We start from the raw sequence: 25524 nt of genomic DNA on the forward strand, positions 1-25524 counted from the left end.
GATATGGATTTCTCATGGATGGCCTGGACGACGCCGACGGCGTTGTTCTTCCTCAGCATTCTGACGCTGCTCCTCGGCATGGGCGTGTGGGAATATTTCTCGCCAGGCGGCAATCCTCGGGTTGGCATCCTGCGCTTCGAGACGACGCGCGGCGACCGGCTGTTTCTGTCGCTGCTCGGCTCAGCATTCATTCATCTCGCATGGCTGGGGCTCGTCAGTCCCAATCTGTGGTGGGCTCTAGCCCTATCGGTGGTCTACGCGATCGGCGTGTTCCGCTTCGTCTAGGGAGAGGCAACGGGTCGCCCTCAAGGCGGCTTTCGGACGGCAAACTGCAATCGCACTCAAAGGGAGGAACCTCATGCGAAAGCAACTGTTCTCAACGACCACGGCGCTTGCGCTGCTTTGCGGAATGGGCGTCGCCCATGCCGACATGGAAGCAGCGCGAGCCTTCCTCGATGCCGAGATCGGCGACATGTCGTCGCTTTCGCGCGAGGAACAAGAAGCGGAAATGCAGTGGTTCATCGATGCGGCGGAACCGCTTTCCGGCATGGAGATCCGCGTCGTTTCGGAAACCATCACGACGCACGAGTATGAAAGCCAGGTTCTGGCTCCGGCCTTCACCGCGATCACCGGCATCCGCGTCACGCACGATCTCATCGGCGAAGGCGACGTCGTGGAACGTCTGCAGTCGCAGATGCAGACCGGCGAAAACCTCTATGACGCCTATGTCAACGACTCGGACCTGATCGGCACCCACTGGCGCTACCAGCAGGTCCGCAACCTGACCGACTGGATGGCAGGCGAGGGCGCCGACTTCACCAACCCGAACCTCGATCTGGAAGATTTCGTCGGCATCTCGTTCACGACCGGTCCGGACGACAAGGTCTATCAGCTTCCGGTTCAGCAGTTCGCGAACCTTTACTGGTTCCGTTACGACCTCTTCACCGATCCTGAAATCATGGCTGAATTTGAAGCCGAGTATGGCTACGAGCTCGGCGTGCCGATCAACTGGGCGGCCTATGAAGACATTGCCGAGTTCTTCACCGGCAAGGAAATCGACGGCACGTCGATGTACGGTCACATGGACTATGGCCGCCGCGATCCGTCGCTCGGCTGGCGCTTCACCGATGCGTGGCTTTCGATGGCCGGCAACGGCGACAAGGGCCTGCCAAACGGCCTTCCGGTCGACGAATGGGGCATCCGCGTCAACGAAAACTCGCAGCCGGTCGGCTCGTGCGTCGCTCGCGGCGGCGACACCAACGGCCCGGCTTCGGTCTATGCCATTCAGAAGTATCTCGACTGGCTGGCAGCTTACGCACCGCCGGAAGCGCAGGGCATGAACTTCTCTGAATCCGGCCCGGTTCCGGCTCAGGGCAACATCGCCCAGCAGATCTTCTGGTACACCGCCTTCACCGCAGACATGGTTGGCGAAGGTGCTTCCGCAGTCCTCAACGAAGACGGCACGCCGAAGTGGCGCATGGCGCCCAGCCCGCATGGCGTCTACTGGCAGGAAGGCATGAAGCTCGGCTACCAGGACGCCGGCGCTTACACGCTGATGGAGTCGACCCCGGTCGATCGTGCCCAGGCGGCCTGGCTCTATGGCCAGTTCATCGCCTCAAAGACTGTGGATGTGAAGAAGAGCCATGTCGGCCTGACCTTCATCCGCGAGTCGACCATCCAGCATGAGAGCTTCACCGAGCGTGCGCCTGAACTCGGCGGCCTCGTTGAGTTCTACCGTTCGCCGGCCCGCGTCCAGTGGTCGCCGACGGGCACCAACGTGCCGGACTATCCGCGTCTCGCACAGCTGTGGTGGCAGGCGATCGGCGATGCGTCTTCGGGTGAGAAGACCGCGCAGGAAGCCATGGACCAGCTTTGCGCCGAGCAGGAAGCGGTGATGGAGCGCATCGAGCGTTCGGGCATCCAGGGCGACCTGGGTCCGGTTCTGAACGAGGAAGAAAGCCTCGAATACTGGAATGAGCAGGCGCAGGCCAACGGCACGATCGCGCCGCAGCTCAAAAAGGAAAACGAGGATGAAGAGCCCCAGACGATCACCTATGACGAGCTGATCCAGAGCTGGCAGGCCGCTGATGCATCCGCGCCGGCCGAAGGTGAGGCTGAAGGCGAGCAGAACTGATCGTTCTTCAACCAACAAGGGGGCCGGGGTTCATCCCCGGCTTCCGTTTATGCGCATAGGCACGAATAGGCGAATTCATGACAGCGAAGCACATCCTCGCGATCGATCAGGGCACGACGTCGAGCCGTGCGATCCTCTTTGACGAGGCGCGTCGCATCGTTGCCGTGGGCCAAAAGGAATTTCCGCAGCATTTCCCACACTCCGGCTGGGTCGAGCACGACCCGGAAGACATCTGGGAAAGCGTGATCTGGTCCGTGCGATCGGCGCTGGAGAAGGCAGGTCTCGAAGCCAGCGATGTCGCAGCCATCGGCATCACCAATCAACGCGAAACTGTTGTCGTCTGGGACCGGGCGACGGGTAAGCCGATCCACAACGCGATCGTGTGGCAGGACCGCCGCACCGCTGCGCTTTGCGCCGAGCTGCGCGATGCCGGGCATGAGCCGATGGTCACGGAACGGACGGGGCTGCTGCTCGACCCGTATTTCTCGGGCACAAAGCTTGCCTGGATTCTCGATCATGTTCCCGATGCGCGCGCCCGCGCCGACAGGGGCGAACTGTGCTTCGGCACGATCGACACGTTTCTCATCTGGCGCCTGACGGGTGGCCAGTCTTTCGTGACAGACGCGACCAACGCCTCGCGCACGCTTCTCTGCAACATCGATACGGTGAGCTGGGACGAGAAGCTTCTGTCTCTCCTTAACATCCCAGCCCAGGCGCTTGCGGAAATCCGTGATTGCTCCGGCGAATTCGGCGTCACGGACAAGAGCGTCCTTGGCGCTGCGATCCCTATCCTCGGTGTGGCGGGCGATCAGCAGGCGGCCACGATCGGCCAGGCCTGCTTCAAGCCGGGCATGTTCAAATCGACCTATGGAACGGGATGCTTCGCGCTGCTGAATACCGGTGCGGATCGCGTTGCATCGAACAACCGCCTGCTGACGACGATCGCCTATCGCCTTGACGGTGAGACGACCTATGCGCTGGAGGGCTCGATCTTCGTTGCCGGGGCGGCTGTCCAATGGCTGCGCGATGGCCTGAAAATATTGAAGGACGCCTCGGAGAGCGGGGCGCTGGCGGACAAATCGGATCAGGAACAGGCGGTCTACCTGGTGCCGGCCTTTACCGGGCTCGGCGCGCCGCATTGGGACGCAAACGCTCGTGGTGCGATCTTCGGCCTGACCCGCAGCACGGGCCCGGCAGAACTGGCGCGCGCTGCGCTGGAGTCGGTCTGTTTCCAGACCCGCGATTTGCTCAACGCCATGCACCGCGACTGGTCCGGCGCCAATGGGGATACGGTGCTGCGCGTCGATGGTGGCATGGTGGCGTCCGATTGGACGATGCAATGTCTCGCCGACATTCTGGATGCACCTGTCGATCGGCCGCGGATCCTGGAAACCACGGCCCTTGGCGCGGCGTGGCTTGCCGGCTCCCATGCCGGGATCTGGCCGGATCGGACGGGCTTTGCGGAAGATTGGGAGCGTGATCGCCGTTTCGAGCCGAAAATGAGCGCCGAGACCCGCCAGGAAAAAATCGCCGGCTGGGACGATGCTGTTTCAAGAACGCTCTCCAGGTCTTAGCTTGGGCCGGTTTCAGAAGAGCGTCTTTTGACTTTTTTAACGGTCGAGCCACCTCGTTGCGCTCAACGTAGGGAACTTGCTCCGCTGAGCTTTTCCGAAGGCTCGAACTGCACTATACAACCGGCGGCTGTTGTTGCTGGGAGGTTGCGGTTGTGGAACAGGCGGATATTGAAGAAAGCGTAGGGATCGGCTCGGCAGAAGCGATCGAGCCCGAATACAGGCTGTCATTGCTGCGAGAGTGGCATTGTGCGCTGACAAGCATCGTCGCTGCGGATCCGGCAACCCCCGAGACACGACGGACCCTCGACACCATCGAAAGCGAAATCGCCGAGCTCGAAATTTTCTGCAAAAAAATCTGTAGAGCGCGGAACCGAAAATCGGGTCGAGTGTTATTGGGTCGTAGCGTTCACAACGACGGGTTCTTTTCCCACCCCCCGAAACGCCCTGTCCGACGCCTACATTGCCTTGATGCCCGCCCCGAACCTCAAGGCAACCATAAAAACCGGCTCTCCCCCCAGAGCCGGTTTTTTATTGTCCTGAATTCAGAAAGTCTCAGGCCACCTTCTGCCGGAGAGGCTTGGCGGGGATAATTGCTTCCGGCAGGTCGGCGACCACCTGCTCCGCCTTGGGAGCATTCTGCGCCAGCATGACGTCGAGTGCATTCTTGGCGAGGGGGCGTCCGAAATAGAAGCCCTGGACCTCGTGGCAGCCTTCGGCATTGAGGAAGGCGAGGTGTTCCTCCGATTCTACACCCTCGGCAAGCACGGGAATATCGAGGCTCGATCCGAGGATGATCGTCGCGCGCACGATCGCCGCGGCCTGTCGATCCGTATTGACGCCATCGACGAAGGACCGATCGATCTTGATCTTGTCGAACGGGAAGTTCTTGAGCGTCGCGAGGGACGAGTAGCCTGTGCCGTAGTCATCCATGGCGATCCGCACGCCAAGGCTCTTCAGCTGTCGGATGACGTGAAGCGCGCGCGTCTGATCCTCGATGATGCCCGTTTCGGTTATCTCGAGCTCCAGTCGCGAAGCGGCGAGACCGGAGTTCAGGAGGGCTTCATGGACAATCGTGGGCAGGTTGGTCTGCGCCAGCTGTAGCGGCGCGACATTGACGGCAATGCGGTAGGGCTGAGCCCACGTCGATGCCTCACGGCAGGCCTCGCGCAGCACCCATTCGCCAATTTCGCAGATCAGACCTGATTCCTCGGCGATCGGGATGAACTCGCCAGGCGACACCATGCCCCGCTCCGGGTGGTTCCACCGCAGCAGGGCCTCAAACCCGACAAGCTGGCGCGTCGCGGCATCGTTTTGTGGCTGATAGTAGAGCTCAAGCTCGCCCTTCGCCACCGCCTGTCGCAGACTGACGGCAAGCGCGCGCCGCGAGCGTTGGCCCTCGTCCATGGACTTGTCGTAGAAGCACACGGATGGCCCTTCGATCGACTTGGCGCGATACATTGCCAGGTCGGCCTTGGTCAGCAATTCTTCCGGCTTCTGGCCATCGATCGGGAAGATGCTGATGCCGATGCTCGCCCCAATCGAGAGCAGGTGCTCGTCATAGGGGAAGGGCTCGCAGACCGCGGCGACGATCGCATCGGCGAACTGGCTTGCTTCGGCCTTTGTGTAGATGCCCGTCTTGACCGCAACGAATTCGTCGCCGCCGACGCGGGCCAAGAACTCACCGGGCTTCATCATGCGCTGGATGCGGGCTGCGAGTTCCCGCAGGAGCACGTCGCCTGCGGCATGGCCGTGCACGTCGTTGACGAGCTTGAAGCGGTCGAGGTCGAAGGCGAAGAAGGCGGTGCGTGCCGCGTCAACAGCCCTGTCGTCTGTCAGACTCTCGAGCTTGGTGTTGAGGTAGGCGCGGTTCGGCAGGCTCGTCAGCGGGTCATGGAGAGCAAGGTGGCGATAGCGATCGACAGCTTCGTTCTGCGTTTGCACGTCGATGAAGTGGATGGCGGCGCCGGTTGCGAGCACCAGAACCATGATGGAGACGACACCAAAGGCCAGGATCGACTGCGGGATCAGCATTTCGGGGCGGAACGCGCCGGCATCCGGGATGACTGTCATCGCGCCCATGGCGGTGAAATGGGTGCCGCAAATTGCCAGGATCAATGCTGCGACGCTGCCATAACGGCAGAAGCGCGTGACCGGACGCACGGCGCGGTTCATGGAAAGTGCGCCGAAGAAGGCACCGATCACCAGCGAGGCGATGACGAGGTTATCGTCCCAGACGATGGACCCCTGGAGCTCATAAGCCTTGACGCCGGAATAGTGCATGGCGCCAACGCCGAGGCCCAGGATCGCTCCGCCCGCTTCCGCGAGGTATGTCTCTCGACCGAGCGCCGTAATGAAAAAGCCTCCGAAGGTCGCTGCGACGCCGATCAGCAAGGATAGGAATGTCGACTGCGGTTCGTAGCCATGTGGCACGCCGGGGTCGAAGCCCATCATCGCGGTAAAATGGGTCGTCCAGATCGTCGCTCCGGCCAGGAAGCTCGCCAGAAACAGCCAGGCATAGCGCCTGCCACCCTCCGAGCGACGAACACGCGAAAACAGCCGGATGGCAATCATGCATCCTGCGAGGCAGATGAGAGCTGCCAAAAGCACGAAGCGAAGATCGTGATCGATAACCAGGCAGGAGAGAACTTTGACCATGCGACGGTGCCTCTTGTGTAGACACTTCGCATAGCCCCTAAATTCACACCAAATTACAAATAGCGCTTATGTTCTCGCAGCATGTGAGATGAGATGCGGTGAAACAGTAAGACGTGATTAATTGATCGTTGCGCTACCAAGTAATTGGAAGCCCTTTGTGATCGAAAAAGCCTGCATTGTCTTCAGTTTTTAGACGATCGATGACCGTCAGAAGTTTTTCGGCGGCCTCATGGGGCTGTTGGATAGACAGGCCCTGCTTGGAGAACGGTGCGGACAGGTCGGTTGCGACCGTGCCGGGATGCAAAGCGCAGCATATGGCATGAGGCCGGGTGCGCCTCAGCTCGATCGCCGCGGTCCGCGTGAACTGGTTAAGCGCAGCTTTCGAAGCGCGATAAGAATACCAACCGCCGAGCTCGTTGTCGCCGATGCTGCCGACCCGGGCAGACAGCGTCGCGAAAACGGCTTTTCCATCGCGCGGCAGCAGCGGCAGATAATGCTTCATGATGAGGGCCGGGCCGATGGCATTGAGCGCGAATGCCTTGACCATATGCTGGGGTGTCAGCTCGCGCAAAGCCTTTTCCGGCCTGTGCTCTTCATTGTGCAAAAAGCCGGTGGCATCGATGACGAGGCGGATAGCCCGACCACCCTGGGCGACGGCCTTTGCCGACCCAGCGATGCTCTCCTCGTCCTCCAGTTCCAATGCCGGATCGGTGCGGCGTCCGATGAGCATGACGTCGGAGAATGCGGAACTTGCTTCAAGTGCGTGAGCGAGCGCCGTGCCGATGCCGCCGGTGCCGATCACGATGGCGCGACCGCCTGTTTCAAAAGATGTGAGGATCATGAGGGGTGAAATGGAACGCGGTTACGCGATGTCCATTCCCCTCGCGCAGAATGCGTCCTAATCATCGAACTGGCGCATGGCAGCGGCTCGACTATGCTCGCGTCGCGGACCGACCATATTCATCAAGCGAGTTTCCCCGACATGATCGAAACTGTTGAGACCACGCCCTTCCGTGATCAAAAGCCCGGTACATCGGGGCTTCGCAAGAAGGTCCCGGAATTCCAGAAGCGTGGCTATGTGGAGAACTTCCTGCAATCCATCTTCGATGTGCAGGAAGGCTATGAGGGCAAGACCCTGGTCGTTGGCGGAGACGGCCGGTTCTATAATGAGGATGTCATTCAGATTGCGATCCGGATGGCGCTCGCCAACGGGTTTGGCCGCATCCTGATCGGGCAAAACGGCATTCTGTCTACGCCTGCGGCATCCAATGTCATCCGCAAATACAAAGCCTTCGGTGGCATCATTCTGTCGGCCAGCCACAATCCGGGCGGCCCGAATGAAGACTTCGGCATCAAGTATAATGGTGCCAATGGCGGACCGGCCTCAGAGACGGTGACCGGCGCGATTTACGAGCGCAGCCTGGTGATCGATCGCTACAAGACGATGGACATCCCGCAGGTCGACCTCTCGCGCATCGGCAGGGTCGAGGTTGCCGGTGGCGTGGTCGAAATCATCGACCCGGTCGCCGACTACGCCGATCTGATGGAGACGCTGTTCGATTTTGCGGCTATTCGCGATCTTTTCGCGTCAGGCTTCCGCATGCAGTTCGACGCGATGAGCGCCGTCACCGGCCCTTATGCGGACGAGATCTTCGTGAAGCGGCTCGGCGCCGATCCGGCAGCGATGATGAACACCACGCCGCTGCCGGATTTCGGCGGGCATCATCCAGACCCTAATCTCGTGCATGCCAAGGAACTCCACGCCGCGATGATGGCCGAGGACGGGCCGGATTTCGGCGCCGCGTCCGATGGCGACGGAGACCGCAACCTAATCATCGGCAAGGGCATGTACATCACGCCATCGGATTCGCTTGCCATGCTTGCCGCGAATGCGCATCTCGCACCCGGCTATGCCAAGGGCATTGCCGGCATCGCACGGTCGATGCCGACGAGCCAGGCAGCAGACCGCGTCGCCGAAGCGCGTGGGCTGCCATGCTTCGAAACCCCGACCGGCTGGAAATTCTTCGGCAATTTGCTGGATGCCGGCAAGGTGACGATCTGCGGCGAGGAAAGTGCCGGAACTGGATCGGATCATGTTCGCGAGAAGGACGGGCTTTGGGCCGTTCTGCTCTGGCTGAACGTGCTTGCCGCTCGGCGCCAGTCGGTGGCCGAGATCGCGCGCGATCACTGGGCAACCTTCGGCCGCAATTACTATGCCCGCCACGATTACGAGGCGCTGGACACGGCAACCGCTGATGACATGGTCGCAGCACTGCGCGAAAGGCTGCCGTCGCTTGTCGGGCAAACTTTCGGTAACCGGACGATAAGAGCGGCGGACGATTTTGCCTATCACGATCAAGTCGATGGGTCTTCGAGCGCCAAGCAGGGCATTCGCGTCTTCTTCGCTGACGGTGCGCGGATCGTCTATCGGCTTTCAGGCACCGGCACGACCGGCGCCACTCTCCGCGTATATCTGGAGCGTTATGAGCCGAACGACGGTGATCTCTCCATGCAGACCAATGATGCTCTGGCTGACCTCGTGACGGCGGCGGACGAAATTGCCGAGATTTCGGCCCGGACGGGTCGTGGATCCGCCGATGTGATCACCTGACGGGCAAAAGACCTGCATGATTGTACAGCGGGGTGGTCCAGACGCTGGACCGGCCCACCTCCGGCATGCTAGGAAAAGCCATACTCTGGAATTATTCTAATGTTCCATTGCCGATTCACTTTGGACGGATCTGACACCCGATGCGCCTGACCAAACAGACCAATTACGCCATTCGCATGCTGATGTATTGTGCATCGGCAGACGAGGGCAGCTTGAGCCGTGTTTCGGAAATCGCCAAGGCGTACGGCGTGTCTGAACTGTTCCTGTTCAAGATCCTGCAGCCGCTGGTCGAGGCCGGGCTGATGGAAACCGTACGCGGGCGTAAAGGTGGCGTGCGCCTCGCGCGCCTCGCATCGGACATCACGCTCTATGACGTGGTGCGGGTCACTGAAGATAATTTCGCGATGGCGGAATGTTTCGAAAACGACGCGGCCGAATGCCCGCTCGTTGAATCTTGCGCGCTGAATTCGGCACTTTACAAGGCGCTGAACGCCTTTTTCGCCGTTCTGCAGGACTACACCATCGCCGATCTGGTGCAGAACCGGCCGCAAATGCGGATGCTGCTCAATATGATGCAGGGCGAGGCAGTCGCCGTTCAGTGAGTTGAAGGGCCGGCCGGCTGAGTATCAGCCGACCGTCGCTGGTTTGGCTGTCACCTGGGCCAGGCGCGCTGGCCGGCTCGACAGGAAGATATCTCCGATCGTTTCCAGCACGCGATAAACGCTCTCCGAGGCGATCGAATAATAGATCGTCTGAGCGTCTCGCCTGGTACTGACCAGCTTGCGGGCACGCAATTTGGCCAGATGCTGCGACAGCGCCGATTGGCTTAGACCTACGGTCTCGGCCAGCTGTCCAACGGGCATTTCACCTTCGATCAGATTACAGAGAATCAGAAGGCGTTTTGCATTGGACATTGCCGAAAGCAGGTCTGCTGCCTCGTCGGATTTCAACTTCAGCGCCTCGGCGTCGGATTTCAGGGACGATGAGGGGCCGTTTGACGTGTTCTTGTGGGTTTTCGTGCTCATCATGCCCCAATAACGGACTTTGATGGGCCAAGTTCCAGCATAGGTTAAAGGCATTCGAATTTAATCGTTTGCTCTTGCACTTTTTGCGAGGTCGGCGAGAACCCTGCGGAGATCTCCCGCATCATCGAGCAACTTCGGGAAGCGGATGCGGCGCAATTGATCGCCACGCTGGATCTCGAAGCCTGCGGGATCGATGCCGCAGATGCGCCAGCCGCTCTCTTTTTCGCCAGCGAGATGTGCGGCGTAGAGGTCGATGGCGTCGGAATGGTCGGAATTCATATGGGCGATGGCGCCTTCCTCCATTTTGTCCAATGCCGACGCGGCGGGCGAAGCGATATCGAGATCATCGCCGGACAATTCGTAAGCCTTGCCAAAACCGCCATTGAGGCTTGCAGACAGGGTGAGCAGCCGGAAGAAGCTGAAATCGGGGAAGTCGATGTAAAGCTCGGATTTCGGATGACGTGCCAGAAAACGACGCCTCAAGGCTGGACGTTCGGTTGAGTCGCGCGTGATGTGCTCGGCGCGGCATTTCAAGGAGATGCGGGGATGCGCGAGCGGATCGCCCTTGCCAGGCTCGCCGAAAAGAAGGCCGGCCCGCGCATCGGCAAGAAGCGCCTTGGTGTGGCTCGACAAGGCCGAGACAAGGATCACGGGTCGGCCGACACTATCCGTTGCCACAAGCGTTCGGCTGACAATGGGATGGCCCGTCACTGGTTCGAGAACTGAGAGCGCCGCATGCCGTGAGCCGCGGATCAGACGGTCAGCTTCCGTCCGTGCGAACTCGTCCGTTTCGCGGATCGTCTTGGCGGCTTCCGGCTTGCGTATTTCCTCGGGCATGCAGTTTTTTGAACTCCCCTTGATCGTCCTCAAGCTGTTGATGGCCTGCGGGTCTGCCCGGTCAGCACTGGTAACACCGGCCGGCAACAGTCAGATAGAGTGCGTATCGAACCGAACCAGTGGACGTTCGTCTTGGCCAAACTCTATTTTCATTATGCTTCCATGAATGCCGGCAAGTCGACCTTGCTGCTGCAGGCGTCCTACAATTACGAGGAACGGGGGATGCGGACGCTGCTGTTGACCGCAGCCCTCGACGACCGGGCTGGCCATGGGCGCATTGCTTCCAGAATCGGTCTCGGATCGGACGCGCTGACCTTCACGGAGGCGGATGACCTTTATGGCGTCGTGGAGCGGGAGATCGAACAGGAGAGCGCAGGCCGGTTGGCCTGTGTCTTCGTCGACGAAGCCCAGTTTCTCAGCGAGGCTCAGGTGTGGCAACTCGCGCGCGTCGTTGATCGGCTGAACGTGCCGGTGATGACTTACGGGTTGAGAACCGATTTCCGTGGCGAGCTCTTCCCTGGCTCCAAGGCACTTCTCGCCATCGCCGACAGTCTGAGGGAAATTCGGACAATCTGCTTTTGCGGAAAGAAGGCGACCATGGTGGTCCGGGTCGACGCAGAGGGCAAGGCGCTGAGCGAGGGCGCCCAGATCGATGTCGGCGGCAACGACAAATACGTGCCCTACTGCAGGGAACACTGGATGGAGAAGACCGGGCGGCGGCCGGACCGGGGATAGTTCTTTAGATCGGGGGACTTGCCGTTCTCAGCCGCGACGCTATGTCTCTTACGTCTCACGACAGTCGTGATGGGAGAGAGATATGGTTCGTTATTTGCTTGCCGCAGGTTTTTCCGTACTCGCACTGACTTCGGTCGCTTCCGCTCAGGATGCTGCCGCCGGTAAGGCCACTTTCCGTCAGTGTCAGGCCTGCCACGTCGTCGACCAGGAACAGAACCGGGTCGGCCCGCATCTTGTCGGTATCGTCGGTCGTCCCGTCGCTTCGATCGAAGGCTTCAACTACTCCGACGCAATGCGCGCCTACTCCGAAGATGGCGCCAAGGTGTGGGACGAAGCGACGCTTGCAACCTACCTCGCCGATCCGCGCGGTGTGGTTCCAGGTACGCGCATGGCATTTGCCGGTGTGAAGGATGAGGCTGCGCTTGCCAATCTGATCACCTATCTCTCCGATCCTGCCGCTGCCGAATAGTATTTCGTTCAGCCGCTTTCTTCGGTATCGGTCATCGACGCGTCTAGAAGGCGAGATGATTGCCGATGCCCGCTCCTTCTTCGAATGATCAATCGATCGAAGCGCTGCTGTCGCTTCGATCGCTCACCTTGCACGTCGTTCATGAGGCGGATGGCATCGTCGCAGCGGTTTCCCGCAATCTGGGAAGCGCCGGGGAGCAGCCAGCACTCGGAGACCGTGTCCGTACGCTGAATGGGGCGGTTGCAGGCATGCACCATCATGCTTCAACGCTTTTGCAGCGCCTCGGCAGCGCTGTGGGTGAGGCTGGCGACAGAGCCGATCATCCGCCGAGACGGAAGACCCTGCGTTTTTCAAGCTCACCGCAATCGGGTGGCGCGGGGATGGGCGAAAAGCTCGCAGCCGATCTCCATGCCTTGTCTCGGTTGATCGATCTTCTCGATGAGCATCGTGATGCCGTCGCGCATCGGGTGACACTGACCGAAGCGCAATCGGAAGCCGCGGTGCGATCCGTTGCGGCCATGCGGGCAGCTGCGGGCGTCGGAGGCAGCGCTGACCCTCGGATGGATGCCGTGTCTGACGCCATCGGCAACGCCGAGGCTGCGATCGGCGTTCTTTTGCACGATCTGCGGATCGTCGATGCCATGGCTGCTCTGGCGCGCCTGGAATTGGAGCGTGGCGTTCTTATCCATGCCGCATCCGGTTGCGCAGCCATCGAGGAGCCGAGCGGGTATCTCGGCGAGGCCCTGGAACTGCACCAGCAGCAGTTGCTGGCGGCGAGCGACATCGAGACCCGTCGGCAGAAGGCAGGCGATCTTCTTTCGGCGCTGAGGGCGCCGCCGGCCACCGGGCCTAGACGGGAAGATGCCCCGTCGTCTTGACCTCTTCCATGACGGCGTAGGTGTGCGTTTCCCTGACGCCCGGCAGGGACAGGATCACATCGGAGAGGAAGGTGCGGTACGCGTCCATGCCCGCGACGCGTGCCTTGACGAGGTAGTCGAAGCCGCCCGCCACCATGTGGCATTCCATGACATCGTCGCTCGTCTTGACTGCCTTGGCGAAGGCATCGAACACGTCGGGCGTCGTCCGATCGAGCTTCACCTCGACGAAGACCAGTAACGTACGTCCAAGCTTTGCTGGGGAGAGGCGCGCGCCGTATCCTTCGATATAGCCTTCGCGTGTCAGCCGTTTGACCCGCTCGGCCGTCGCCGTCGGCGACAGCGCGATCCGGTCGGCGAGTTCCGTGTTGGTCAGTCGACCGTCCAGCTGGAGTGACCGCAATATCTTGCGGTCGATTCGATCAAGATCCTTCATGTGAACATGAATAGCGCCAAACGGTGGAGAAATCCACCAATTCGCCTAGGAAATATAGCGGATAATACGGTTCCAGCTTTGCTAGGATCGCGGCAGATTTTCGGAGATCTCTGATGACTGCTGCACCGCGCCTCTCCACCTTGCGATTTGATGCACCCTACGGGGGCGACGACGACACGATCATCCGCGGCCATCTGGGCCTGATAGGCATGGACCAGGCGCAGGACCGCGCGATCGATCAGCGGGCGACCCGGCTGATCAATGCGATCCGATCGGAAGCGGGCTCGATGGGCGGGGTTGAGGATTTCCTGCGCGAATACGGGCTCTCCACGCGCGAAGGCCTTGCGATGATGGTGCTGGCGGAAGCGCTGTTGCGGGTGCCGGATGCGGCGACACAGGACAAGCTCATCGAAGACAAGTTGCGCGAGGGCGGCTGGAGCGAGCACGAGGCGCATGGCGAGACCTGGTTTGTTTCCGCCTCCGCCTGGGCGCTCGGTCTTTCTGCACGGGTCCTGAAGCCAGGCGATACGCCCGAAGGTGTGATGCAGGGGCTCGTCCGTCGGCTCGGCATGCCAACGGTCAGAACCGCAACGCGGCAGGCGATGCGATTCCTCGGACATCATTTCGTGCTCGGCGAAACGATCGAGGATGCGCTGTCGCGTGCAGCGCGCAACGAGGCGAAAGGATATCGGCATTCCTTCGACATGCTCGGGGAGGGCGCGCGCACGGCCGACGATGCGGCGCGCTACTGGCGCTCCTATGCCGAAGCGATCGAGGCGATCGGCAAGGCGCAGGCCAAAAGCGGCAAGGAGCGACGCCTGCCGGAACGCATGGGCATCTCGGTCAAGCTGTCCGCGCTCCATCCGCGCTATCTGGCGACCCATCGGGACCAGGTGCTCAAGGAACTGGTGCCGGACGTGCTGCGGCTTGCCCAGCGCGCGAAAGCACATGACCTCAATTTCACGATCGATGCCGAAGAAGCGGACCGACTGGAGCTCTCGCTCGACGTCATCGATGCGGTCTTTGCCGATCCGTCGCTGGCGGATTGGGACGGGTTCGGTCTGGCGATCCAGGCCTATCAGAAGCGGGCGCCGATGGTGATCGAGCATATCGACATGCTCTGCCGGAAGCTTGGCCGGCGGATGATGGTTCGGCTCGTCAAGGGCGCCTATTGGGACACCGAAATCAAGCGTGCGCAGGAGCGGGGACTTCCCGACTATCCGGTCTTTACGCGCAAGCCGGCCACGGATGTTTCCTATCTCGCCTGTGCCCGCAAGATGCTCGACCGGCGGGCGCAGCTCTATCCGCAATTCGCCACGCATAACGCCCTGACGATTGCGACGATCCTCGAAATGGCCGGTAGCGACCGCTCGGGCTTTGAATTCCAGCGCCTGCACGGCATGGGGGAGGCGGTCTACGCCGATCTCGCCAAGAGCAACGAGCGCGTGCCGTGCCGCATCTATGCGCCGGTCGGCGGCTATCGGGACCTGCTTGCCTATCTCGTGCGCCGTCTTCTGGAGAACGGGGCGAACTCGTCTTTCGTTGCCGTGGCGGGCGATGCGAAGATCCCCGTCGCCAAGCTTCTCGTCAGGCCGCAAACGCATCTGGCCCTCGACAAGGGACATTCGGCCCGTCACGAGAAGATCCCGCTGCCGGCCAAGCTCTACGGGAACCGTCGCAACAGCGCCGGCCTGGAATTCGGATATCGCGCCGATCTGGACCAATTGGTTGCCGGGTTGGAGCGCGCAATCGCAACTGTGAATGCCCAGCCGCTCATCCCGGGTCTTGCCGCATCCGGAAAGGCCCAACCCGTTCTGGCTCCTGCCGATCCCGGCCGCGAGGTCGGCTCAGTGGTTTTCGCAACGGCTGCTGACGTCGACAAGGCGATGGCGGCGGCGCGTGCCGGCTTTGCCCGCTGGTCGCGCACCCCGGTCCAAGATCGGGCCGCGGCGCTGGAGCGCGCTGCGGATCTTCTGGAAAAGAACCGCGATGCACTGATGGCGCTTGTGGCGCTCGAGGGTGGCAAGACCCTCGATGACGGGTTGGCGGAGATCCGGGAAGCCGTCGACTTCTGCCGATATTATGCGGCGCAGTCCCAAGAGCATCTTGCCACGAAAGAACGGATGCCGGGACCGACCGGCGAGGACAATCACTATGGCTGGCGCGGGCGTGGCGTCTTTGCGGCGATCAGTCCCTGGAATTTTCCTCTGGCGATTTTCCTGGGGCAGGTGACCGCAGCGCTTGCCGCCGGCAACGCGGTGATCGCCAAGCCAGCCGAGCAGACGCCGCTGATTGCCTATCGCGCGGTGCAGCTTCTCCACGAGGCCGGTGTGCCCAAGGATGTGCTGATCTACCTGCCCGGGGCCGGGGATGTCGGCGCGGCATTGACGGCGCATCCGTCAATCGCGGGTGTCGCCTTCACCGGATCGACGGACACGGCGCGGGCGATCAACCGCACGCTTGCCGAGAAGGACGGTCCGATCGTTCCGCTGGTCGCCGAAACCGGCGGCCTCAATGCGATGATTGTCGATGCCACCGCGCTTCCCGAGCAGGTGGCGGACGACGTGGTCATGTCGGCGTTCCGTTCGGCCGGCCAGCGGTGCTCTGCGCTGCGGTTGCTCTTCCTGCAAAACGACGTCGCCGACCGCATGATGGATATGATCGAGGGTGCGGCAAGCGCCCTGAAGATCGGCGATCCGATGGATCCCTCCACCGACATCGGCCCCGTGATCGACCATGCGCAAAAGGAGATGCTGGAGACCCACATCACGTCCATGCGGAAAAGCCACGCCGTTCGTGCGACCGGCAAGGCACCCGAAACCGGAACGTTCTTCGCGCCGCACATTGTTGAGCTCGATCGTGCGGACCGGCTGAATCGTGAGATCTTCGGACCCGTTCTTCACGTGGTTCGCTACCGCGCGAAGGATCTGGACCAGGTGGTGGAGAGCATAGCGGCGTCGGGCTACGGGCTGACGCTCGGCATCCATTCCCGCGTCGATTCCACAGTCTCGCGCATCATCGATCGCCTCGATGTCGGCAATGTCTACGTCAATCGCAACATGATCGGGGCCGTGGTCGGCACCCAGCCTTTCGGTGGCTCCGGGCTGTCTGGCACTGGGTTCAAGGCAGGTGGCCCATACTATCTGACCCGGTTTGCGCAAGAGCAGGTGGTGTCGATCAACACCGCTGCCGCCGGCGGCAATGCAAGCCTGATCGCCATGGGGGACGGCTGAGCCGCAGCTCGGTGCCATGCCTGACCGCTGAATAAGTGATGCGCCATCTTGCGCGATGGCGTATCCGCGTAGCACCGTGGGCGCGTCAAGCTGCGGTGAACGGCAGCCGTGCAAGCGAGGGGGAAATTCATGACGAGTGTCCAATCCGACATCGAGATTGCACGCGCCGCCGCGAAAAAGCCGATCATGGAGATTGGCGCCGCCCTCGGTATTCCTGCAGACCAGCTTGTTCCCTACGGCCATGACAAGGCAAAGGTCTCGGCGGACTTCATCGGCAGCCTGAGTGGCCGACCCGATGGCAAGCTGATCCTCGTTACGGCCGTCAACCCGACGCCGGCCGGCGAAGGCAAGACAACGACGACGGTCGGCCTCGGCGATGGACTGAACCGGATCGGCAAGCGCGCGATCGTCTGCGTGCGCGAACCCTCGCTCGGTCCATGCTTCGGCATGAAGGGCGGCGCAGCCGGTGGCGGCTACGCCCAGGTCGTGCCGATGGACGACATCAACCTGCACTTCACCGGCGACTTCCATGCCATTACGGCCGCTCACAATTTGCTGTCGGCGCTGATCGACAACCATCTCTATTGGGGCAACGCGCTTGGCATCGACAGCCGCCGGGTCGTGTGGCGCCGCGCGCTCGACATGAACGACCGGGCGCTGCGCGACATCGTCTGCGGTCTCGGTGGCGCATCGAACGGCTTTCCGCGCCAAACCGGGTTCGACATCACCGTCGCGTCGGAAATCATGGCGATCCTCTGCCTCGCATCCGACCTTGAAGACCTGGAGCGGCGGCTGGGCGACATCATCGTCGCCTACCGGCACGACAAATCTCCCGTCTTCGCGCGCGATTTGAAGGCCGATGGCGCGATGACGGTCCTGCTCAAGGATGCGATGCAGCCCAATCTCGTGCAGACGCTGGAAAACAATCCGGCCTTCGTCCATGGCGGGCCGTTCGCCAATATCGCCCATGGCTGCAACTCGGTGGTGGCAACGCGAACGGCGTTGAAGCTTGCCGACTTCGTCGTGACCGAAGCGGGGTTCGGCGCCGACCTCGGTGCGGAGAAATTCTTCAACATCAAATGCCGCAAGGCGGGCCTGAAGCCAGCGGCCGCCGTTATCGTCGCGACGATCCGGGCGCTCAAGATGAATGGCGGCGTCGCCAAGGCCGATCTCGGCCATGAGAATGTCGAGGCGGTGAAGGCCGGCTGCGCCAATCTCGGCCGCCACATCGAGAATGTGAAGCAGTTCGGCGTGCCGGCGATCGTCGCCATCAATCATTTCTCAGGCGACACCGACCGCGAGATCGATGCGGTTCGGGACTATGTCGCAGACTTCGGCGAGGAAGCGATCGTCTGCCGCCACTGGGAAAAGGGCTCTGCCGGCATCGTCGACTTGGCGGAAAAAGTGGTGGAACTGGCAGAGACCGGCCACGCGCAATTTGCGCCGCTCTATCCGAACGAAATGCCGCTCTTTTCCAAGATGGAGACCATCGTCAAGCGCATCTACCGCGGCGCGGAAGCCGTCGCCGAGCCTGCCGTGCTCGATCAGCTGTTGCAGTGGGAAGCGGCTGGATATGGCAATCTTCCGGTCTGCATGGCCAAGACCCAGTACTCGTTTTCAACCGACCCGTCCGCGCTTGGCGCTCCGCAAGATCATACGGTCGCGATCCGCGAGGTCCGTCTGTCGGCCGGCGCCGGGTTCGTCGTCGCGATCACGGGCCAGATCATGACGATGCCCGGCCTACCGCGGACGCCGGCGGCGGAGACGATCCATCTCGACGACCGCGGCCAGATCGAAGGTCTGTTCTGATCCGATGATTCCCTGGGTGCATCTCGATACGGCAATCGTGCCGGGCGATGGAACGCCGCTGAAGCTGATGCAGCGCGGCCATGAATTCTCGATCATGACCGGCGCGACCGAACTGATGAACAGCCGCTTGAGCGGTTCGGAAGAGGTGCTGGCGGAACGATCCTGCGCCCTGATTGCGGACCGCGCAAAGCCGCGCATTCTGATCGGCGGCCTCGGCATGGGCTTCACGCTGCGGGCGGCGCTGAAAGCCTTGAAACCCGAAAGCGAGATCGTCGTCGCCGAACTGGTGCCGGCCGTGGTCGCCTGGGCGCGCGGACCGCTGCAGCCGATCTATGGCGAAAGCCTCGGCGACCCGCGCGTGACGATCATCGAACGCGATGTCGGCGCAGTCATCGCGGCCGAGCCTGGCCGCTATGATGCGATTCTGCTCGATGTCGACAATGGCCCCGACGGCCTGACGCGCGATGCCAATGAGGGGCTCTACAGTTTCGCCGGCCTGGAAAGAGCGCGACGTGCTCTGACAAAGAACGGCGTTCTGGCCGTCTGGTCGTCCGCGCCGGATGCAGGGTTCACCCGCAGGCTCAAATCCTCGGGATTTGCCGTGGAAGAAGTGAAGGTGCGCGCCAGACGCTCACGCGGAGCGCGGCACCTCATCTGGCTCGCGACGCACACGGGCTAGCCCGTCACGGCGTCTGGCAAAGCCGGTAATCGCTCGAGCGTTCGGCGATGTCGAGATGCAGATGGTCGTCGTGATAGGCGTCCGAGCCCGGTCCAAGAACCGTCGTGAAGTGCAGGCAAGCGCCTGAGCCGACCGCTTTTTGGAAAGCTTCGCTGGCGTCGCCGTCACCCTCTTTGGGTGAGACGGTGATCGCCTCTCCGCTCTCGAACGTGAAGCTCATGATATCGATGGCGTTGCCAAGCGCATGCTCCGATATGTCGGCCTCCTCGACATTGTTGCGCGGACGGCAGACATAGGTCGAGCCGTGGTTGAGCGTGGTTAGCTGGCCAAGCTCGAGCGCGCGGGCGGCAGGCAGCACTTCTGCACGCACCCATTTCGCCAGTGCCAGCGCGGTTGCGCAGCGCATCTGCGTTTCCGGTTCGAGCGCGATGCCCGGCAGGATGCGTGTGACGGCGAAGGGCGTGTCAACGCCGCATCCAGCCTGTTCGGCACCTTCGGGTTCGATCGTGTCCAGTATTGTGAATTCCGCGCCGAGGCCGCGCAGTTCGGCACGGCAGGCACGCAGCGCGGCTGCGTCTTCAGGCTCGGGCGGGAGGGGCTCAGGGATCTCCTCTTCGACGGCCTCTTCCTCGACTTGGTCGTCTCCGGCGTCGGTGTCGGCGTTGTCATCGGAGGCTTCGTCGCCATCTTCCTCGGGGCGCTCATCTGGGACCGGCACATCGTCGGGGACGGTCTCTTCTGCTTCTTCGCCATCGGCCGGCTCTTCGGCGTCATCGCTCGGTTCGGCGTCGGCGGGCAGATCCGGCCGCTCCTCGGGCAGGGGCGCGTCGCTTGCCTGCGGCAGCGTCGGGTCGGGCTCGGTCCCTTGCGCGTTGGCAGGCGTCACGAGCGCGAGCGAGAGAATTGCGGCGGCTACGCTGCAGGCAAATCGAGTGTCCATCAAGGATTGATCCTCTCCCACGACGCGATCGCGTCGAGCGCTCCCCGGTGCCTGAACGCATGGTGTGAGTCGCGGTTCCCATGGGCGACGGGAGAGTGGAGCCTACGCTCGCGAATCCAGTTGCGGCGGGCCGCTTTCGCCGGTATTGAGAATGCATGAACATGGCACGCGCAAACAAGAATTGGTGGTGGGCACGCTAGAGCGGCCGCGACCAGTCGTGCGTGACTGATAGACCGAAGCCGCCCAGGATCACTCCCGGCGGCTTTTTTGTTTAAGCCCGCCGGACAGGGTGGCCGGGCTGAACAAAAAGGGTGGGCAGCGACGATGGCTCGGATTGAAGAAGACGGCGCGCAGACTTTCCTGACGGAAGGTGGCGTTGAGGTTTCCCGGCTGCGGCGGGAGGTCGGCTATGGCGGTGCGATCGACAGCTATATCGATCGGCTCGATGAGCGGCGCGGTGCCGTCTTCTCGTCAAACTACGAATATCCCGGCCGCTATACCCGTTGGGATACGGCGATCGTCGATCCCCCGCTGTCGATTACGGCTCGCGGTCGAGCGGTCACCCTCGATGCCTACAACGATCGCGGTGCAGTGCTGCTTGAGATGATCGCAGCGCGGCTCGCCTCCGAGCAGGAGATGACGCTCGTCGAGCGGACGGATCGCAAGCTTGCGCTTCAGGTGCATGAGCCGAGCCGCCTGTTCACCGAAGAAGAACGCTCCCGCGTCCCCACCGTGTTCACGGTGCTGCGCGCCATCGTCGATCTCTTCCGGTCGTCGGAAGACAGCAATATCGGGCTCTACGGAGCGTTTGGCTACGATCTGGCCTTTCAGTTCGATCCGGTGAAGCAGTCCCTGCCGCGGCCGGACGACCAGCGCGACCTGGTGCTTTTCCTGCCCGACGAAATTCTGGTCGTCGACCACTATTCGGCAAAGGCCTGGATCGATCGATACGATTTCGCCAAGGATGGCGCGACGACCTTCGGCCAGGACGGGTCTGTCGAAGCCGAGCCGTTTCAGGACACGGGCACGGTTCCGGAAAAGTGCGATCACCAGCCGGGCGAATATGCCGATCTGGTGCGCCGCGCGAAGGAGAGCTTCAAGCGCGGAGACCTGTTCGAAGTCGTGCCGGGGCAGATGTTTCGCGAGCGCTGCAAGTCGAAGCCGTCCGCGATCTCGCGCCGGCTCAAGGCGATCAATCCGTCGCCCTATTCGTTCTTCATCAATCTCGGAAACCAGGAATATCTCATCGGCGCATCGCCGGAGATGTTCGTGCGGGTCAATGGCCGGCGCGTCGAGACCTGCCCGATCTCGGGCACGATCAAGCGTGGCGAGGATGCAATTTCTGATTCAGAACAAATTCTCAAGCTGTTGAATTCAAAGAAAGACGAGTCCGAACTCACCATGTGCTCGGATGTCGACCGGAACGACAAGAGCCGCGTCTGCGAGCCTGGTTCGGTCAAGGTGATCGGCCGCCGTCAGATCGAGATGTATTCGCGGCTCATCCACACGGTCGACCATATCGAAGGCCGGCTGAGGGATGGGATGGACGCGTTCGACGCATTCCTCTCGCACGCCTGGGCCGTGACGGTGACAGGGGCGCCGAAGCTCTGGGCCATGCGCTTCATCGAAGCCAACGAGAAGAGCCCGCGCGCCTGGTATGGTGGCGCGATCGGCATGGTGAACTTCAACGGTGACATGAACACCGGGCTGACGCTGCGCACCATCCGCATCAAGGCCGGCGTGGCGGAAGTGCGCGCCGGCGCAACGCTGCTCTATGACAGCGATCCGGAGGAAGAGGCAGCGGAGACCGAGCTCAAGGCCTCGGCGATGATTTCGGCCATTCGCGACGCCGGCAGCGCGACGGTGGCTGCGGGCGCTCGAAAGACCGACCGGGTGGGCGACGGGGTGTCGATCCTGCTCGTCGACCACGAGGACAGCTTCGTCCACACGCTGGCCAACTATCTGCGCCAGACCGGTGCTACGGTCACCACAGTACGCTCGCCGGTGGCCGACGAAGTGCTCGATCGTATCGATCCGGATCTGGTGGTGCTTTCGCCTGGCCCCGGCAGCCCGAAGGATTTCGACTGCAAGGCGACGATCAAGCGCGCGCGGGCGAGAGGCCTGCCCATCTTCGGCGTCTGCCTGGGGCTGCAGGCGCTGGCGGAGGCCTATGGCGGCCAGTTGCGCCAGCTTGCCCTGCCCATGCACGGGAAGCCCTCGCGCATCCGCATCATCGATCCCGGCGCGGTCTTCGACGGTCTGCCGTTCGAAGTGACCGTCGGCCGCTACCACTCGATCTTCGCCGATCCGGCGAGCCTGCCCTCGGATTTCCGCATCACGGCGGAGAGCGAGGACGGAACGATCATGGGCATCGAACATTCCCGGGAACCGGTCGCTGCCGTGCAGTTCCACCCGGAATCGATCATGACGCTCGGCCAGGATGTCGGCATGCGCATCATCGAAAACGTGGTGGCACGGCTTGCGCGCAAGGCCGATGTGGCGGCTGCCTGAAGGACGACGAGCGTGGTGCCAAGCAACAGTGTGCGGGTGAGGCAACTCGCCTTCTGGTCGATCCCGATCGCCTTGGTCGTAACGGGCATGAAGCTGGTCGCGTGGTGGGTGACGGGCTCCGTCGCGCTTTTGTCCGACGGCCTGGAGTCGATCGTCAACATCATCGCGGCACTGATTGCGTTCTACGCCGTCTCCTACGCCCACAAGCCGGCCGACGCGGACCATCCGTTCGGGCACCACAAGGCTGAATATTTCTCCGCAGTCATCGAAGGCGTACTGATCGTCGTGGCGGCCATCGCCATCATGCAGCAGGCGATCCCGGCGCTCTTCGAACCGCAATTGCCGGAAGCCGCAGGGCTAGGTCTGACCATCAACCTCGCCGCTGCCGCCATCAACGCGGCCTGGGCCTATCTCCTCATCCGCGAGGGGCGCGCCTATCGATCGCCCGCGCTCGTCGCCGACGGTCACCATATCGTGTCGGACGTCGTGACATCTGTCGGCGTCTTCATCGGTCTCGTCGCGGCGCTCGTTACGGGCTTTGCGATCCTCGATCCGCTGCTCGCCATTATCGTCGCCATCAACATCCTCTTCCAGGGCTGGAAGGTCATCTCGGCATCTGTCGGCGGGTTGATGGACCGCGCCGTGGATGCGCAGGACGATGCTCTCATCCGTGCCGCGATCGCTGACCACGCTGCAGGCTCGGTGAATGTGCACGATCTGAAAACCCGCCAGGCGGGGCCGGCGACCTTCGTCGATTTCCACATGGTCGTGCCGGCCGAGATGACGGTGGCAGCCTCTCATGTGATCTGCGACCGGATCGAAGATGCGATCCGTGCCGCGGTGCCGGGCGCCCGCATCGCGATCCATGTGGAGCCGGAGGGCGTGAAGGCGCACGGCATCCGCGTCATGCCGCAGCAGAGCTAATTGCAAGATGGCGGGTCGCGACGATGCGACCCGCCATGCAGCTTGTTCTCAAAATACCGTGTCGACCGGAAGTCCCATCGCCATTGCCCCTGCATAGGCCGCCTGGGGGCCGCGTTGCAGCGGGTGGAACCGGGCTCCCTGGACGTCGCGGAAGCATCGCTCCAGCCCGGCCTTTCGGTAGAAGCCGGTTCCGCCGGCAAGCTCTAGCGCCAGTTCAACCGTCTCGATCGCTTTGTCCGCCACCAGCGCGCGTCCCATCATTACCGCATTGACCGTCTCGGCGGAGGCATCGCCACGCAGGGCGGTTTCGACCATGAAGCGGTGCGCCAGTTGGGCAGCCTTGAGGCTCGTCACCATGCGGCCCGCCAGATCGAGCGTGTGCGCCGTCTGCGGCTTGCGCGATGCGATCTCCATCGCAATGTCGCGCGCACGCTCTGCAACGCCGAGATAGACCGCATAGATCAGCGGGAAGGCGACGGTCGCGATGATCTGGAACACGGGGTGCCACCGACCCGCAGGGCGCTTGAACGCAATGGCGGCATCGGCAACGAACAGCCCGTCGATCACGACATCATGCGATCCCGTGCCCCGCATGCCGAGCGCGCGCCAGGTCGGCTCGATGGAGACCTCCGCGGCTTTCATGGGGATGCCGAAATGGATGACCGACGACGTTCCGTCGCCCTCATCCAGAAGCGCTCCCGACATGAGGATATCGCCCGCGGGCGACGCGGACGTGAAGACCTTGCGGGCCCGAATGCGATAGCCGCCATCGACCCGCTCAGCCGTCCCGGAGCCGCCGATCCAATCCGATCCACCGCTTGAGAGCAGGATAATGCGTTCGCTTGCGACGCGGCGCAGAAGCGGCTCGACCGCCGCAACCTGCTGATGGCGCCATCGCCAGGCGGGTACGGCGACCTGATGTGTGTGCATTGAAAACGCGAGCGCCGTCGAACTGCAGCCATGGGCAAGCGTGCGCAGCATCTCTGCAAGCTGCTCGACATTGGCGCCGCCTCCACCGAGTTCGATAGGGACGCCTGCCTCGACAAGTCCGGCGCCCTTCAGAAGAGCGAAATCTTCCGCAACGAATGCATCTTGTTCGTCAGTGCTTTCAGCGCGTTTCCTCAATTCTGGAATCAGTGATTTTGCGATGTCTACCGGATCCGTTCCCGTGCTCCGCATGCGGGTTGCATTCGTGTCCTGAACAGCCAGTGCCATGATCATTCTCCCTCGACTGATTAATCGAGCTTGATGATCCGCCTGCTTGCTCGGGATTTCCAGTTCAGGAACTGTACTGCGCTTTTCGTATCGCGCGCCGCGAGAAGGCGGTATTATCCGTTCGGGCAGTGGGGCGGCAGGCGAGGGCCAGCCCATGACGGAACATGCCGGTTACGGACAATTCTGTCCGGTTGCGATGGCGGCCGAGATCCTCTGTTCGCGCTGGACGGTGCTGATCGTGCGTGAGCTCATTTGCGGCACGACGCGCTTCAACGATCTTCGCCGGGGGGTGCCGCGCATGTCGCCAGCGCTCCTGTCGAAGCGGTTGAAGGAACTGGAGCAAGCGGGCGTCATCGAAGCCATCCGGCGCAACGACGGCACGGCGTCGGAATATCACCTCACCCGAGCTGGGCGCGATCTCGAGCCACTCGTTATGGGGCTCGGCATCTGGGGTCAGCGCTGGGTGGAATCGCGACTTTCTCTCAAGAATCTCGATCCGTCGCTTCTGATGTGGGACATGCGACGGCATCTCAATCCGCAACCGCTTCCGCCGCGACGGTGCACGATACAATTTCTGTATTCCGAACTACCCACGAACCGGCAAAGCTGGTGGCTGGTCGTCGACCGCGGCCATGTGGATCTCTGCAATTTCGACCCGGGTTTCGATCTCGACCTTCTTGTCACGGGGGACTTGCGCAGCATGACAGCCGTCTGGATGGGGCTCGCCCCTATCCGCAGCGAAATCGACGCGGGGAGGCTCGTCGTCGATGGCGATCCCGTCATCGCCAAGGCCATGCAGCAATGGCTCGGCCTCAGCCCTTTCGCACCCCACGCCCGGCAGGCCAGCTAGGTGTTCGACAAA

Annotated in this window: 21 protein-coding genes; 14 read left to right on the top strand and 7 right to left on the bottom strand. The window is 62.2% G+C overall.

Translation table 11 applies throughout. The features are described from left to right. Positions 1–3: 3 nt before the first annotated feature. The 3 genes from QQL76_RS03975 (at position 4) to glpK (ending at position 3708) form a co-directional block, all read left to right on the top strand. Positions 4–285, top strand: a complete 282-nt coding sequence (locus QQL76_RS03975; RefSeq protein WP_499206480.1) for a DUF2160 domain-containing protein — start codon at positions 4–6, stop codon at positions 283–285. 73 nt (positions 286–358) lie between these two features. After that, entirely contained in the window at positions 359–2134 is a 1776-nt protein-coding gene (locus QQL76_RS03980) for an ABC transporter substrate-binding protein (RefSeq protein ID WP_499206481.1), read from the top strand. A 77-nt stretch (positions 2135–2211) separates the two neighbouring features. Further along, a complete protein-coding gene (gene glpK, locus QQL76_RS03985; RefSeq protein ID WP_499206482.1) occupies positions 2212–3708 on the top strand; it encodes an FGGY family carbohydrate kinase in 1497 nt (498 codons plus the stop codon). Positions 3709–4260: 552 nt separating this feature from the next. Here glpK and QQL76_RS03990 read toward each other — a convergent pair. Both QQL76_RS03990 and QQL76_RS03995 read right to left on the bottom strand, forming a co-directional pair. Beyond that, positions 4261–6363, bottom strand: a complete 2103-nt coding sequence (locus QQL76_RS03990; protein WP_499206483.1) for a putative bifunctional diguanylate cyclase/phosphodiesterase — start codon at positions 6361–6363, stop codon at positions 4261–4263. Between the two features lie 133 nt (positions 6364–6496). Next, positions 6497–7204 carry a Rossmann-fold NAD(P)-binding domain-containing protein gene (locus QQL76_RS03995; RefSeq protein WP_499206484.1) on the bottom strand — a complete coding sequence of 236 codons (708 nt, stop codon included), beginning with the start codon at positions 7202–7204 and terminating at the stop codon, positions 6497–6499. A gap of 141 nt (positions 7205–7345) precedes the next feature. Here QQL76_RS03995 and QQL76_RS04000 point away from each other — a divergent pair, with 141 nt between their 5' ends. Both QQL76_RS04000 and rirA read left to right on the top strand, forming a co-directional pair. Beyond that, a complete protein-coding gene (locus QQL76_RS04000; RefSeq protein WP_499206485.1) occupies positions 7346–8974 on the top strand; it encodes a phosphohexomutase domain-containing protein in 1629 nt (542 codons plus the stop codon). Between the two features lie 140 nt (positions 8975–9114). After that, a complete protein-coding gene (rirA, locus tag QQL76_RS04005) occupies positions 9115–9576 on the top strand; it encodes a helix-turn-helix domain-containing protein (RefSeq protein WP_499206486.1) in 462 nt (153 codons plus the stop codon). Between the two features lie 24 nt (positions 9577–9600). On the opposite strand, the gene QQL76_RS04010 is transcribed toward rirA, so the two are convergent. After that, positions 9601–9999, bottom strand: a complete 399-nt coding sequence (locus tag QQL76_RS04010) for an ArsR/SmtB family transcription factor (protein ID WP_126012910.1) — start codon at positions 9997–9999, stop codon at positions 9601–9603. 60 nt (positions 10000–10059) lie between these two features. After that, the gene (locus tag QQL76_RS04015; protein ID WP_499206487.1) at positions 10060–10836 is read right to left on the bottom strand and encodes a HugZ family pyridoxamine 5'-phosphate oxidase; all 777 of its coding nucleotides are present in this window, start codon (positions 10834–10836) and stop codon (positions 10060–10062) included. Between the two features lie 132 nt (positions 10837–10968). Between QQL76_RS04015 and QQL76_RS04020 the strand changes: the two genes are divergently transcribed. The 3 genes from QQL76_RS04020 (at position 10969) to QQL76_RS04030 (ending at position 12918) form a co-directional block, all read left to right on the top strand. Then, positions 10969–11571 (top strand): thymidine kinase, encoded by a 603-nt coding sequence (locus tag QQL76_RS04020; RefSeq protein WP_499206488.1) that lies wholly within the window; start codon positions 10969–10971, stop codon positions 11569–11571. A gap of 82 nt (positions 11572–11653) precedes the next feature. Then, on the top strand, positions 11654–12040 hold the full coding sequence (locus QQL76_RS04025) for a c-type cytochrome (RefSeq protein WP_499206489.1): 387 nt from the start codon (positions 11654–11656) through the stop codon (positions 12038–12040). A gap of 65 nt (positions 12041–12105) precedes the next feature. Further along, entirely contained in the window at positions 12106–12918 is an 813-nt protein-coding gene (locus QQL76_RS04030; RefSeq protein WP_499206490.1) for a hypothetical protein, read from the top strand. On the opposite strand, the gene QQL76_RS04035 is transcribed toward QQL76_RS04030, so the two are convergent. After that, positions 12890–13351, bottom strand: a complete 462-nt coding sequence (locus tag QQL76_RS04035; RefSeq protein WP_126009093.1) for an Lrp/AsnC ligand binding domain-containing protein — start codon at positions 13349–13351, stop codon at positions 12890–12892. The two genes, QQL76_RS04030 and QQL76_RS04035, sit on opposite strands and share 29 nt — an antisense overlap. A 113-nt stretch (positions 13352–13464) precedes the next feature. Here QQL76_RS04035 and putA point away from each other — a divergent pair, with 113 nt between their 5' ends. The 3 genes from putA to QQL76_RS04050 all read left to right on the top strand — a co-directional run bounded on the left by putA (position 13465) and on the right by QQL76_RS04050 (position 19072). After that, the gene (gene putA, locus QQL76_RS04040; protein WP_499206491.1) at positions 13465–16584 is read left to right on the top strand and encodes a bifunctional proline dehydrogenase/L-glutamate gamma-semialdehyde dehydrogenase PutA; all 3120 of its coding nucleotides are present in this window, start codon (positions 13465–13467) and stop codon (positions 16582–16584) included. Positions 16585–16713: 129 nt separating this feature from the next. Then, positions 16714–18393 (top strand): formate--tetrahydrofolate ligase, encoded by a 1680-nt coding sequence (locus tag QQL76_RS04045; protein ID WP_499206492.1) that lies wholly within the window; start codon positions 16714–16716, stop codon positions 18391–18393. Positions 18394–18397: 4 nt separating this feature from the next. Then, on the top strand, positions 18398–19072 hold the full coding sequence (locus QQL76_RS04050) for a spermidine synthase (RefSeq protein ID WP_499206493.1): 675 nt from the start codon (positions 18398–18400) through the stop codon (positions 19070–19072). Positions 19073–19076: 4 nt separating this feature from the next. Here QQL76_RS04050 and QQL76_RS04055 read toward each other — a convergent pair whose 3' ends face one another. Then, positions 19077–20012 carry an extensin-like domain-containing protein gene (locus QQL76_RS04055; protein WP_499206494.1) on the bottom strand — a complete coding sequence of 312 codons (936 nt, stop codon included), beginning with the start codon at positions 20010–20012 and terminating at the stop codon, positions 19077–19079. A gap of 324 nt (positions 20013–20336) precedes the next feature. On the opposite strand from QQL76_RS04055, the gene QQL76_RS04060 reads away from it, so the two are divergent. Both QQL76_RS04060 and QQL76_RS04065 read left to right on the top strand, forming a co-directional pair. After that, positions 20337–22523: an anthranilate synthase gene (locus QQL76_RS04060; protein WP_499206495.1), complete on the top strand. Its 2187-nt coding sequence runs from the start codon at positions 20337–20339 to the stop codon at positions 22521–22523. A gap of 12 nt (positions 22524–22535) precedes the next feature. After that, on the top strand, positions 22536–23447 hold the full coding sequence (locus tag QQL76_RS04065; RefSeq protein ID WP_499206496.1) for a cation diffusion facilitator family transporter: 912 nt from the start codon (positions 22536–22538) through the stop codon (positions 23445–23447). Positions 23448–23495: 48 nt separating this feature from the next. Here QQL76_RS04065 and QQL76_RS04070 read toward each other — a convergent pair whose 3' ends face one another. After that, a complete protein-coding gene (locus tag QQL76_RS04070; protein ID WP_499206497.1) occupies positions 23496–24662 on the bottom strand; it encodes an acyl-CoA dehydrogenase family protein in 1167 nt (388 codons plus the stop codon). A 154-nt stretch (positions 24663–24816) separates the two neighbouring features. On the opposite strand from QQL76_RS04070, the gene QQL76_RS04075 reads away from it, so the two are divergent. Next, positions 24817–25512, top strand: a complete 696-nt coding sequence (locus QQL76_RS04075) for a winged helix-turn-helix transcriptional regulator (RefSeq protein ID WP_499206498.1) — start codon at positions 24817–24819, stop codon at positions 25510–25512. The last annotated feature ends 12 nt before the right edge of the window (positions 25513–25524 follow it).

This window comes from Rhizobium albus (assembly GCA_030160035.1).
Classification (GTDB): Bacteria; Pseudomonadota; Alphaproteobacteria; order Rhizobiales; family Rhizobiaceae; genus Georhizobium; species Georhizobium albus.

Bases quoted from the DNA above. Each gene is read 5' to 3' on its own strand.
- QQL76_RS03975 (WP_499206480.1), top strand. From the start codon at position 4: ATGGATTTCTCATGGATGGCCTGGACGACGCCGACGGCGTTGTTCTTC.
- QQL76_RS03980 (WP_499206481.1), top strand. From the start codon at position 359: ATGCGAAAGCAACTGTTCTCAACGACCACGGCGCTTGCGCTGCTTTGC.
- glpK (WP_499206482.1), top strand. From the start codon at position 2,212: ATGACAGCGAAGCACATCCTCGCGATCGATCAGGGCACGACGTCGAGC.
- QQL76_RS03990 (WP_499206483.1), bottom strand. From the start codon at position 6,363: ATGGTCAAAGTTCTCTCCTGCCTGGTTATCGATCACGATCTTCGCTTC.
- QQL76_RS03995 (WP_499206484.1), bottom strand. From the start codon at position 7,204: ATGATCCTCACATCTTTTGAAACAGGCGGTCGCGCCATCGTGATCGGC.
- QQL76_RS04000 (WP_499206485.1), top strand. From the start codon at position 7,346: ATGATCGAAACTGTTGAGACCACGCCCTTCCGTGATCAAAAGCCCGGT.
- rirA (WP_499206486.1), top strand. From the start codon at position 9,115: ATGCGCCTGACCAAACAGACCAATTACGCCATTCGCATGCTGATGTAT.
- QQL76_RS04010 (WP_126012910.1), bottom strand. From the start codon at position 9,999: ATGAGCACGAAAACCCACAAGAACACGTCAAACGGCCCCTCATCGTCC.
- QQL76_RS04015 (WP_499206487.1), bottom strand. From the start codon at position 10,836: ATGCCCGAGGAAATACGCAAGCCGGAAGCCGCCAAGACGATCCGCGAA.
- QQL76_RS04025 (WP_499206489.1), top strand. From the start codon at position 11,654: ATGGTTCGTTATTTGCTTGCCGCAGGTTTTTCCGTACTCGCACTGACT.
- QQL76_RS04030 (WP_499206490.1), top strand. From the start codon at position 12,106: ATGCCCGCTCCTTCTTCGAATGATCAATCGATCGAAGCGCTGCTGTCG.
- QQL76_RS04035 (WP_126009093.1), bottom strand. From the start codon at position 13,351: ATGAAGGATCTTGATCGAATCGACCGCAAGATATTGCGGTCACTCCAG.
- putA (WP_499206491.1), top strand. From the start codon at position 13,465: ATGACTGCTGCACCGCGCCTCTCCACCTTGCGATTTGATGCACCCTAC.
- QQL76_RS04045 (WP_499206492.1), top strand. From the start codon at position 16,714: ATGACGAGTGTCCAATCCGACATCGAGATTGCACGCGCCGCCGCGAAA.
- QQL76_RS04050 (WP_499206493.1), top strand. From the start codon at position 18,398: ATGATTCCCTGGGTGCATCTCGATACGGCAATCGTGCCGGGCGATGGA.
- QQL76_RS04055 (WP_499206494.1), bottom strand. From the start codon at position 20,012: ATGGACACTCGATTTGCCTGCAGCGTAGCCGCCGCAATTCTCTCGCTC.
- QQL76_RS04060 (WP_499206495.1), top strand. From the start codon at position 20,337: ATGGCTCGGATTGAAGAAGACGGCGCGCAGACTTTCCTGACGGAAGGT.
- QQL76_RS04070 (WP_499206497.1), bottom strand. From the start codon at position 24,662: ATGGCACTGGCTGTTCAGGACACGAATGCAACCCGCATGCGGAGCACG.
- QQL76_RS04075 (WP_499206498.1), top strand. From the start codon at position 24,817: ATGACGGAACATGCCGGTTACGGACAATTCTGTCCGGTTGCGATGGCG.